Here is a 10,065-nt window from a genome sequence, read left to right on the forward strand (position 1 = left end):
CTCCCAGAGAGTGAAAGACCATGACGCAGTACGTGGATATCGACGGTGGCCGGATCGCTTACGACGAGACGGGTGAGGGTCCGCTGGTCGTGCTGTCGCACGGCATGGGTATCGACCGCAACGTCAACAAGCACCTGGCGCCGCTGCTGGCGGCCGCCGGATACCGGGTGGTCAACACCGATATGCGCGGGCACGGCGAATCCAGCATGGGCTGGGCGTCGGAGACCGGCAAGGAGGCCATCAGCCGCACCGATGTCGCCAACGATCTGCTGGCGGTCATCGAGCGGCTGGGCGGCGGGCCCGCGGTCGTGATCGGGCATTCGCTCTCGGGCGGATCGGCGACCATTGCGGCGGCGCTGCGGCCGGATCTGGTGCGGGCCATCGTGGAGATCAACCCGTTCACCCTCACGCAGAAGGCCGACGTGAAGGCCCTGCTCACCAACTCTCGCCACCGGGGCGGCATGATCCCGTTGATGGGGACCATGATGTTCAAGAGTCTGGGGCAGTGGCTGAAGTACCTGAAGGTCGCCATGCCGTCCCAGCCGGCCGATCTCGACGAGTACCTGGCCGAGGTGTCGGCCACGCTGAGCGAGCCCGGGCGGATGGCCGAGTTCATGAAGACCGGCAAGTCCACCCCGGCGGACGCGGAAGCCCAGGTGCCCAACGTGACTCAGCCCGCACTCATCATCATGGGCGGCGCCGACCCGGACTTCCCGAGCCCCGAGGGCGAGGGACAGCGCATCGTCGCCGCGCTGCCCGCCGGCCTGGGCAGCCTCGGTGTGGTCGAGGGCACCGGGCACTACCCGCAGTTCGAGAAGCCGGCACAGGTGGCGGAGCTGGTGCTGCCGTTCCTGAAGGAACACCATGCCTAGGGTGGGCCTGAGCCGGACCGACGTCGTCGCCGCGGGGGCCGCCCTCGCCGACGAGGTCGGTTTCGGCAATCTGGCCCTGGGCGCGCTGGCGCAGCGGGTCGGGGTGCGAACCCCCTCGCTGTACAAGCACATCGAGAGTCTCGCCGACCTGCAGCACGGGATCGCCGCGCTCGCCATGGCCGAACTCGACCAGCGGGTGCGCGACGCCATGCACGGGCTCTCCGGCAGTGCCGCGCTGGCGGCCTTCGCGAACGCCTTCCGCGCGTACGTGGTCGAACATCCGGGTCGCTATGCCGCCACCGTGGGAGCGCGGTTCACCGGCCCGGATGATCCACTGCTGCAATCGGGTTCGCGGGTGCTGGGGTCCATGGAGGCGGTGCTGCGCGGCTACGGCGTCGACGAACACGAGATGGTGCACGCCCTGCGCACCCTGCGCTGCACGTTCCACGGGTTCGCCACCCTGCAGGCCTCCGACGGCTTCCAGTGGAGCGACGACTCGGAGGACAGCTTCGACTGGATGATCCGCTTCCTCGACCGCGGGCTCACCGAAATCGGCTCGCGCTGAACGCGATTGCGGGACCATGAATCCAACACTGGCAACAAGGCTGTTGGAGTGTCATGGAGCAGTTCATATTCGACGGGACCCGGCTGGCCTACGTGCGCCGCGGGGAGACCGGGCCACCGGTGGTCCTGCTGCACAGCGCGGGGTCCTCGCACCTCATCTGGACGCCGCTGATGGCGGCGCTGGCCCGTGACTATCGCTGCTACGCAGTCGATCTGCCCGGCTACGGCGCCTCGGATCGGCCCGCCGACGGCTACACCCTCGAGCGCTACACCGAGTTGATCTGCGCGTTTGTCATGCAGCACGGGCTCACCGACGCCGCGCTGGTCGGCAATTGCGTGGGCTCGGCCATCAGCCTCACCCTCGCCCGGCGCTACCCCGAGCTGTTCCGGGCGGTGGTCGCGATCAATCCACTCACCGAATCCACTGCCATGCAGGGTGATTGGCGCCAGGCCGCCCGCCTCGTCCGCACCGTTCCCGACGGCGCCGCCCGGGCGCTGAGCGGCTGGCACACCCCGCGCTGGGTCGCCCGCGGCACCGCGCGTTCCTGGTTCACCACCCGCCGCGCCTACCGCGAATGCCCCTACGTGGCCCCGCTGTCCTCCGGTTTCCCCGCGCGAGCCCTCGTCTACCTGGTCCGCGACCTGTCTTCCTTTGCCGCCCTGGACGATTGGCCCGACCGCACCGACCTCCCCCCAACCTGCGTCATCTGGGGCAACCAGAACCGCGTCCTCTCCGCAACCGCCGGCCGAACCCTCAACGCCACCCTCCGCCCCGATCGCGCCGAATACCTCGACGCCTGCGGCCACGTCCCCATGCTCGAACAAGCCCCCGCCGTAACCGCCATCATCACCGACTTCCTGAGCACCCACCTCCCCGCCGAGCACACCCACTGAACACCCGTCCGGCGCAGCGGGAACCTTCCCTGCCAGCTCGACCTACCCTTGGCAGGCAAGGTCGACTGGACCACGGACGTCGCTGCTTCTCTAGGGCGATCGGTCACGTTCGGTGCGTATCCAAAGTTGAGCCGCACAGGGTGTGGCCGGTCGTGCGGTTGCCGATCCGGTGCAAGCTGCCCGACCCAGCAGGTTCACTTCCTCGGGGCGTGCATCAGGCTGAACGCCGGTACGGCGAGCGTCAGGCGGTTGCGCGCAGGCTGGACAGGACCCGGATGGCGTCGGAGAGCGGGATCATGCGCTCGGGCTGTTCGGCGGCCAATCCCATTTCGATGTACTGCCGGATCAGCATGCTCGCGGTGATGCAGTGCTCGGCGGCGGTCTCCCTGATACGGTCCCGCAATTCGGCGGGGAGTTTCAAAGAGGTGGTGACCATGCCGGTCTCGATCTCGGCGGCAGTCGGCGGCAGTGGCGGCACGGCAGCGCTGTCGTCCAAGGTCAGCCCCTCCAAGAAGCTGGCAGCCTCCTCGGGGGTACGCGGGTAGCCGGGTTCGATCGGGTCGCTCATTGATTGGCCTCCCATGCGTTGTACTCGGTCAGCTGGTGCGGTCCCATCGGCACGGCCATCAGGATCTCCCAGCGTGTGGCGGGTGCAGGCACTTGCCGCAGCATAACCACCAATGGGCGGCCCTCATCGGTGCGACCCCACACTGTCAACACCGGTAGCCCCTGTGCGGTACGGGCCGGACGCGGCCAACGGCGAGACGAATACAGGACTTCCATCACCTCCCAGCTGAGGACCTGGAACCGTTGGAGGAACTGTTTGGCTGTCGGCGACCATACATACTCCACGCTGCGACCATAATACCTCGGTATTACTCGGGTGGCCGTTTGCTCGACTTGGCTGGTTGAACTGGCTGCGACACACCGGTTTCTTCCAGGCCAGGAGCTTTTGACAGGGGTTCGTGCCGATGAGAGTGTTGGGAGTCCGTTTTCTCACTGTCGGTTGGGTTGTAGGGGGACGCTGCTATGACGACATTGGCCTCGGGGCTGTTCCTGGATTGGGAGCAGGTGACCGGGCAGCCGAAGGTTGTCGTCGATTTGATCAGCTTTCCGGTGTTCAGCGCTATCGCGGGGTGGCTGACCAACTGGACCGGTGTGCTGATGTTGTTCTGGCCGGTGTACTTCAAGGGGTTTCGGGTTCCGGGGCTGGAGTATCTGTATCCGTACTTTCCGCGGCGGGTGCAGGTGCTGCCGACCTTCTCGGGGGACGGGAAGCGGCTGGGGTTTCAGGGATTCATTCCGGCTCGGTCGGAGAAGATGGCCAGTATCTGCGTGGACAAGGCGCTGATGCGGATCGGGAGTCCGCGCGATTTCATCCACGAGCTCGATCTCGAGGGGATCGCGGACCATATCGCGGAGGTGGGGCGCAAACAGGTTCCGGCCATGGTCGACGAGATCATGAATCAGGAGAATCCGGATCTGTGGGGCGCGGTGCCCAACGCGGTGCGCAATGTGCTGTATCAGCGCATCGAGCGGGAGCTGCCGACGCTGGCCCGGCGCGCCTTCGATCAGCTCGGTGACAATGTCGATCAGCTCATCGACATCAAGGACTTCGTCATCCGGTATCTGCGGGAGAACCCGGAGATCCTCAAGGATCTGACCACCACCATCGCCGCACCCGAACTCGAGTTCATGGTGCGCGTCGGCCTGCTGGGCGCGCCCTTCGGCGTGCTGCTGGCGCTGTATATGCAGGTGCACCACCGCATTCCGGTGCTGGGCTGGCTGCCGGGCTGGCTGGTCATCCTGTCGGCGGCCGCGGCCATCGGCGTGATCGTGAACGTGATCGCGGTCAAGGTGGTGTTCGAGCCGGGCGATCCGCAGCCGCGCTACAGGTACCTGTGGAAGCAGGCGCTGCTGGCCAAGCGGCAGCCCGAGGCGGCCGCCGATCTCGCGAACATCCTGGCCTACCAGGTGCTCACGCTGCCCAACCTGGCCCGCGAACTGCTCGACGGACCCAATGGCGACAAGACCCGGCAGCTGCTGGAGCGGCTCATCTCCGCGGAGATCCACCGTCAGCTCGGGCCCACCCATTCGGTGGTGCGCACGGTCTTCGGCCGGCGGCAGTTCGACAATCTGACGGTCGGCGCGACCACGGCCGCGGTCGGGCTGGCCCCCAGCCTGGCCGACGATCCGGAATTCGCGGCCGCGCAGGCCAAGAAGATCGACGAGTTCGCCGCCCGCAAACTGCAGCAGCTCACCCCGGGCGAATTCATGGAGATGTTCTACGCCTCCGTCGAGCAGGACGCGTGGCTGCTGTATCTGCACGGCGCGGCCCTGGGCCTGGTGGTCGGCGCCGTGCACCTGATCCTTTTCGGCTGGTAGCGACCGGTTTTCGCGGCCGCGGCGAAAATCAAGCACGCGTGCTTGCATTTTGACCACCCGGCTGCGATGCTGACCCCGTGGCCGATCTCGAGGCATTGCTCGCCGACTTCACCGCCGAATGCGCCGATCTCGATCGGCTGCTCGCCGACCTCGATCCGGCCGACTGGCAGCGCGACACCCCCGCCGCGGGGTGGACCATCGCCCATCAGGTGGCCCACCTGAACTGGACCGACAAGGTCGCCGCCGTCGCCGCCACCGACCCGGCGGAATTCGACAGGCAGGTGCAGGCCGCCCTGCCCAAGATGCTCACCTTCGTCGACGAGGCGGCCGAGGAGGGCGCGAAAACCCCTGCGCCGCAACTGCTCACCGACTGGCGCCGCGACCGCGCGGCCCTGGTCGACGCCCTGCGCACCGTCCCGGCGGGCACCAAGCTGCCCTGGTTCGGGCCGCCCATGAGCCCCGCCTCGATGGCCACCGCGCGCCTCATGGAGACCTGGGCGCACGGGCAGGACGTCGCCGACACCCTGGGCGTCACCCGCGAACCCACCGCGCGACTGCGGCACATCGCGCACATCGGCGTGCGGACCCGCGACTTCGCCTTCATGACCCACGGCAAGACCGCGCCCGCGGCGGAATTCCGGATCGAACTGAGCGCCCCCGACGGCAGCGCCTGGACGTGGGGGCCGGCGGACGCCGCGCAGCGAATCACCGGTCCGGCGCTGGACTTCTGCCTGCTGGTCACGCAGCGCCGGCATCTCGACGATCTCGCGCTGACCGTCACGGGGACGGACGCGCGGGAATGGCTGGGCCTGGCCCAGGCCTTCGCCGGTCCCCCCGGCAGCGGCCGAATGGCGGGTCAGTTCGCCTGACCCGCCGTCGATCCCGGCCTCCGACCAAGAAATCCCAATTCCCACTGGGCTGATGCCTTTCGGGGAAACGAGGGTCCCCGGAAAGGGAGCGAGCGAGCGCCAGCCTGGGTGCGCCGTGCCTGGTGCCGACCGGACGCCGTTGGCCGGAGGTCTCTTCGATGGCAGTCGAGTTGGCGCTCGCCGCTAATGAACTTTTTACCCAGGCTTTCAGCGGGGAAAACCTGATGATGTCCAACCTTTCCATTCTGTGATCCTGGTCTCAGCCGTGACCTGTGTTACCCACCGTCACCGTAATCTGGACGGGCGTACGACTTTCAATGGTGCGGGTCGCTGCGTCGTTTCGACGCAGGGGGACCAAGGGGAGAGGGAAAGGACGCACCAGTCATGTCGCATGAACTCGCGGCGCCGGCCGCCGGGGCGGTCCGGCGCACGGCTCAGGTCCTCCGCTACAGCGCGATCGTCACCGCCAGCATGGCCAGCATCGGGCTGACCGTGGCCGCCGGCTCCTACATCGCCAACGAGATGGCGCACGAACCCGGCAGACTCGCCACCACACCGCCGGCCCATCATCCGGCCCCGGTCGAACTCGGCGGCGGGCCCGCCGACCAGCCCGACCTCCCGGCCGTGGAACCGCGCACCGACACCGTCGGCCTGGCTTCGCTTTTCACCCCGCGCCCACCGGAATCGGCCGGCTGGCAGGCGATTCCGGCGCACGCGCCCGGCGCCGCCACCACCGGGGCCGCGACGGCGGACGTCACGCCGCGCCCGCTGAGCGGCCAGTTCCGGCTCGGCACCACCTATGTGGGCGCGCAAGTCGCTGCGGCACAACATGATTCGGTGAGCTTGACCGTGGACACCAATGTCTTCGCCACCCTCGCCGACGTGTTGCTGCACACCCCGCTGGGCGAGCAGCTCGGTATCGCCGGCGACCCGACGGCGAACACCCAGCTGCGCACCGATGTGGACAGCCACGGCGACGTGACGCTGACCCTGTCGGATCCGGCCCTGGGCCGCTACGGCGTTCAGATCGCCCGGCACCAGGTCCCGGCGGCCACCCACGCTGTGTGACACTTCCCGGGTGTACGACTTCTGCGTGATCGGCGGCGGCATCGTCGGGGTGGCCACCGCGCACCGCATTCTCGAACGCCATCCGGGGGCGAGCCTGCTGCTGGTGGAGAAGGCCGAGGCGCTGGGCCGGCATCAGACCGGGCACAACAGCGGGGTCATCCACTCGGGCATCTACTACGAGCCGGGCAGTCTCAAGGCGCGGTTGTGTGTGCGCGGCGCGCGACTGACCAAGGAATTCGCCGCCGCGCACGACATTCCGTTCCGGGAGTGCGGAAAGTTGCTGGTGGCCACCGACGCCGCCGAGCACGCGCGGATGCTGGCGCTCTACGAGCGGTCGGTCGCCAACGGCGTCGAGGTGGAATTGCTCGACGCCGCGGAACTGGTGCGCCGGGAACCGCGAATCACCGGGGTCGGAGCGCTGTTCGTCGCGAGCACCGGCATCATCGACTACGGGCGGGTCACCCGGGCGCTGGCCGACGAGGTGCGCGCGGCCGGCGGCGAGATCGTCTTGGGCGCGGAGATCACCGGCATCGTCGAAACCGACTCGGCGGTAACCGTTTTCGGGCCGTCCGGCAGCTGGCAGGCGCGCCGGCTGGTGGCGTGCGCGGGCTTGCAGGCCGACCGCCTGGCGCGCCTGGCCGGGCTGCGGACAGACCTGCGCATCGTGCCCTTCCGGGGCGAGTACTACCGGTTGCCGCCCGGCCGCGCGGATCTGGTGCACACCCTCATCTATCCGATTCCCGATCCCGAATTGCCGTTCCTGGGCGTGCATTTGAGCCCGACCATCGACGGCGAACTGACGGTCGGGCCGAACGCGGTGCTGGGCCTGGCCCGCGAGGGCTACCGCAAGGGCAGTGTGAACCTGCGCGATGCCCGAGAGATCCTGGGCTACCGCGGTTTTCACCGGGTCGCCGCCGCGAACATCCGGACCGGTCTGCGGGAAATGCGCAATTCGCTGTTCAAGCGCGGCTATCTGGCCGAATGCCGGCGCTACTGCCCGGAGCTGACCGCGGACGATCTGCTGCCGCGCGAGGCCGGCATCCGCGCCCAGGCGGTGCTGCGCGACGGCACCCTGGCCCACGACTTCCTGCTCGAGCACACCCCGCGCTCGGTGCACGTGCTCAACGCCCCGTCCCCGGCGGCGACCTCGGCGCTACCCATCGCGGAATACATCGTCGACCGATTGGCCGACTCGCTGCAATAAAGAGGAGTGCTGTAGTACTTTTAATGGCAGCCGTGGGACAGGGAGCAGCCTATGGGCCATTTCAAGTACGCGAGTGACGTCGGTGCGCCGGTGGAGGTCGCGTTCACGTACACGGACAACCATCAGTTCGTGCCCGACTGGGCCTTCGGCGTCGTCGCCTTCGAGCCGGTCGGGGATTCCGACCATGGCGCCGGAGCCGTCTTCGCCGCGACCCTGCGGGTCGGTCTGTGGCATCCCACCATCGAGTGTGAGATCTCCGACTACCGCCGCAACGCGGTCATCGAGTACACACTGCGCCGACGCCGGACGGGGAAGCCGACGTCGGCGTGCGGCAACTTCTGTGTCATCACCCTGCGCTTCGATCCGCTGGGCTACGGCCGCGCGGTATTGACCTCGGAAACCGAGTACTGGGTGCCGCGCGGACTCACCGGCAAGCTGCTGGGGAAGATGGCGGCCGCGGTGGTGCAGGCCACGGTTCGCCGAACGGAGTCGCAATTGCGTAGGGAGATAGAGGAATTCCACGGCACCGATCTTGTCGGCCGGATCGCGTAGGGTAGGCCGCATGATCATCGTGAGCACCGACGGATCATGCCTGCGCAATCCGGGCGGCGCGATCGGCTGGGCCTGGGTCAATCACGCGGGCGGGTCGGCCAGCGGCGGTGCGCCCTCGGGCACCAATCAGATCGCGGAGCTACGCGCGCTCCTGGAGGCCGTCCGGGCGCATCCCGGCGCGGAACCGATGCTCATCGAGAGCGATTCGCTCTATGCCATCAAATGCGCCTCCGAATGGATCAACGGCTGGCGCAACAACGGGTGGAAGACCTCCACCGGTGGCGCGGTGAAGAATGTCGAGCTGATCCAGCAGATCGATCGGGCCATCGCCACGCGCCCCGGCCCGGTCCGTTTCCGCTGGGTGCGCGGCCACGTCGGCAACTACTTCAACGAACAGGCCGACGGGCTGGCCGGCAAGGCCGCCCGGCAGGCCGCCTCCGGACACGGCGCCGAGCCGGAACGGCCCGCGGATCCGGTGACCGAGCCGCTGCCGGTCACCGAGCCCAAGACCGAGCCGCTGCCCGTCACCCGGCCCGCGGAGGTCGAGAAGCTCGGCGGCGAACGGGTCGGCGGCGCCGCGCATTCCACCCCGCAGACCGCGCGCCGCCGCGCCGCCGCCGCGAAAGTCCCTGCGTCCGAGGCGCTCACGCTGTTCTGAACCCCGGTCGATGACAAAGGGCCTGTCCGCGGAAGTCCGCGGACAGGCCCTTTTCGGTCGTACCGGTCAGTTGCCCGGCTTGGGGGCCGCGCTGGTGGGGGCGGGCGTGCCGGAGGGGGCGGGCGTGCCGGAGGGGGCTCCGCCCTGCTGGTCACCGCCGCCGGAGTTGGATCCGCCCGGGATCACGCCGCTGTCGTTACCGGTGTAGATCGCCCGGAAGTTGGACACCAGCCACTTTCCGTCGTGCTTCTCCAGATCCACGAAGGCCGGGATCGGCAGCTGCAGCGGCTGGGTGTGCAGATCGTTGGTCGCCGTCTGGAGGGCGTCGACCAGCACGGTCGCCTTGTCCCCGTCGCCGGTCTCGTACCCGCAGTGCAGGAAGTTCAGCGACGCCTTGGCGTGCTGCTTGGCCATCAGGTCCTGCAGGTCGGCGGCCGCCGGATCGAACTGCTTCTTGAAGTCGCCGTCGGTGAGTCGCGTCTTCACCTCGGCGGCGAAGTTGGGCATGGACTTCTCGTCGTAGGCCCCGAAGACCCGCATGAAGCCGCACGCGGCCTCGGTGGAGGCCTCGCGATCGTCGAGCCGATTCCCGCGGTCGTGGGACTGCCACCAGAAGCCGGCCGCCGCCGCGATCGACGCGACCAGCAGGACGCCGACCCCGATGAGCGCGACCAGGGGCACCGCCACCGCCGACAGCAGACCCGACTTCTTGCCCGGCGCCGATTCGGTTGCCGGTTCCGGAGTTTCGGCCGCGGCATCGGCGGCCGTGGCCGGTTCCGGCTCGGCGGCCTTGCTCGGCTCCGGCTCGGCGGCCTTGCTGGTTTCCGGTTCGGCGGCCTCGCTGGTTTCCGGTTCGGCCGCCTTGCTCAGGTCCGGCCCGTCGGCCTTCGCGGTGCTGGCGGCGCTGCCCTGGGCATCGGCCTCGGCGATGGAATCGTCTTCGGTTTTCTTGTCCTGGGCAGCGTCGTCCGACATGTATCGATCCGTTTCCCGGTGCGC

Annotated in this window: 11 protein-coding genes; 9 read left to right on the top strand and 2 right to left on the bottom strand. The window is 68.5% G+C overall.

Going from position 1 to position 10,065, the window contains the following annotated elements; translation table 11 throughout:
• Window positions 1-20 precede the first annotated feature (20 nt).
• From D7D52_RS12880 to D7D52_RS12890, 3 genes are read left to right on the top strand one after another with little or no spacing between them, the layout of a single operon-like run.
• Window positions 21-872 carry an alpha/beta fold hydrolase gene (locus D7D52_RS12880; RefSeq protein ID WP_120736526.1) on the top strand — a complete coding sequence of 284 codons (852 nt, stop codon included), beginning with the start codon at window positions 21-23 and terminating at the stop codon, window positions 870-872.
• A complete protein-coding gene (locus D7D52_RS12885) occupies window positions 865-1,437 on the top strand; it encodes a TetR/AcrR family transcriptional regulator (protein WP_120736527.1) in 573 nt (190 codons plus the stop codon). The genes D7D52_RS12880 and D7D52_RS12885 overlap by 8 nt, the downstream gene beginning before the upstream one ends.
• Before the next feature lie 53 nt (window positions 1,438-1,490).
• On the top strand, window positions 1,491-2,330 hold the full coding sequence (locus D7D52_RS12890; protein WP_120736528.1) for an alpha/beta fold hydrolase: 840 nt from the start codon (window positions 1,491-1,493) through the stop codon (window positions 2,328-2,330).
• A 241-nt stretch (window positions 2,331-2,571) separates the two neighbouring features.
• Here the strand turns inward: D7D52_RS12890 and D7D52_RS12895 are convergent, their stop codons facing one another.
• Entirely contained in the window at window positions 2,572-2,898 is a 327-nt protein-coding gene (locus D7D52_RS12895; RefSeq protein WP_120736529.1) for a hypothetical protein, read from the bottom strand.
• A gap of 461 nt (window positions 2,899-3,359) precedes the next feature.
• Here D7D52_RS12895 and D7D52_RS12905 point away from each other — a divergent pair, with 461 nt between their 5' ends.
• The 6 genes from D7D52_RS12905 to D7D52_RS12930 all read left to right on the top strand — a co-directional run bounded on the left by D7D52_RS12905 (window position 3,360) and on the right by D7D52_RS12930 (window position 9,066).
• The gene (locus D7D52_RS12905; protein ID WP_120736530.1) at window positions 3,360-4,715 is read left to right on the top strand and encodes a DUF445 domain-containing protein; all 1,356 of its coding nucleotides are present in this window, start codon (window positions 3,360-3,362) and stop codon (window positions 4,713-4,715) included.
• A gap of 77 nt (window positions 4,716-4,792) precedes the next feature.
• Window positions 4,793-5,584: a TIGR03084 family metal-binding protein gene (locus D7D52_RS12910; protein WP_120736531.1), complete on the top strand. Its 792-nt coding sequence runs from the start codon at window positions 4,793-4,795 to the stop codon at window positions 5,582-5,584.
• Between the two features lie 384 nt (window positions 5,585-5,968).
• Window positions 5,969-6,652: a hypothetical protein gene (locus D7D52_RS12915; protein WP_120736532.1), complete on the top strand. Its 684-nt coding sequence runs from the start codon at window positions 5,969-5,971 to the stop codon at window positions 6,650-6,652.
• Window positions 6,653-6,662: 10 nt separating this feature from the next.
• Entirely contained in the window at window positions 6,663-7,856 is a 1,194-nt protein-coding gene (gene lhgO / locus D7D52_RS12920; RefSeq protein ID WP_120736533.1) for an L-2-hydroxyglutarate oxidase, read from the top strand.
• Window positions 7,857-7,907: 51 nt separating this feature from the next.
• The gene (locus tag D7D52_RS12925; protein WP_120736534.1) at window positions 7,908-8,408 is read left to right on the top strand and encodes an SRPBCC family protein; all 501 of its coding nucleotides are present in this window, start codon (window positions 7,908-7,910) and stop codon (window positions 8,406-8,408) included.
• A gap of 10 nt (window positions 8,409-8,418) precedes the next feature.
• Window positions 8,419-9,066, top strand: coding sequence for a ribonuclease H family protein (locus D7D52_RS12930; RefSeq protein ID WP_120736535.1), 648 nt, complete (start codon window positions 8,419-8,421; stop codon window positions 9,064-9,066).
• Between the two features lie 66 nt (window positions 9,067-9,132).
• Here D7D52_RS12930 and D7D52_RS12935 read toward each other — a convergent pair whose 3' ends face one another.
• Window positions 9,133-10,041, bottom strand: a complete 909-nt coding sequence (locus D7D52_RS12935; protein ID WP_120736536.1) for a hypothetical protein — start codon at window positions 10,039-10,041, stop codon at window positions 9,133-9,135.
• Window positions 10,042-10,065 lie beyond the last annotated feature (24 nt).

It is taken from the genome of Nocardia yunnanensis, assembly GCF_003626895.1.
In the GTDB taxonomy this organism is placed as follows: domain Bacteria; phylum Actinomycetota; class Actinomycetes; order Mycobacteriales; family Mycobacteriaceae; genus Nocardia; species Nocardia yunnanensis.

What these genes read in the sequence shown, in the direction of transcription:
- D7D52_RS12880 (WP_120736526.1), top strand. Translation starts at nt 21, where the DNA reads ATGACGCAGTACGTGGATATCGACGGTGGCCGGATCGCTTACGACGAG.
- D7D52_RS12885 (WP_120736527.1), top strand. Translation starts at nt 865, where the DNA reads ATGCCTAGGGTGGGCCTGAGCCGGACCGACGTCGTCGCCGCGGGGGCC.
- D7D52_RS12890 (WP_120736528.1), top strand. Translation starts at nt 1,491, where the DNA reads ATGGAGCAGTTCATATTCGACGGGACCCGGCTGGCCTACGTGCGCCGC.
- D7D52_RS12895 (WP_120736529.1), bottom strand. Translation starts at nt 2,898, where the DNA reads ATGAGCGACCCGATCGAACCCGGCTACCCGCGTACCCCCGAGGAGGCT.
- D7D52_RS12905 (WP_120736530.1), top strand. Translation starts at nt 3,360, where the DNA reads ATGACGACATTGGCCTCGGGGCTGTTCCTGGATTGGGAGCAGGTGACC.
- D7D52_RS12915 (WP_120736532.1), top strand. Translation starts at nt 5,969, where the DNA reads ATGTCGCATGAACTCGCGGCGCCGGCCGCCGGGGCGGTCCGGCGCACG.
- D7D52_RS12925 (WP_120736534.1), top strand. Translation starts at nt 7,908, where the DNA reads ATGGGCCATTTCAAGTACGCGAGTGACGTCGGTGCGCCGGTGGAGGTC.
- D7D52_RS12930 (WP_120736535.1), top strand. Translation starts at nt 8,419, where the DNA reads ATGATCATCGTGAGCACCGACGGATCATGCCTGCGCAATCCGGGCGGC.
- D7D52_RS12935 (WP_120736536.1), bottom strand. Translation starts at nt 10,041, where the DNA reads ATGTCGGACGACGCTGCCCAGGACAAGAAAACCGAAGACGATTCCATC.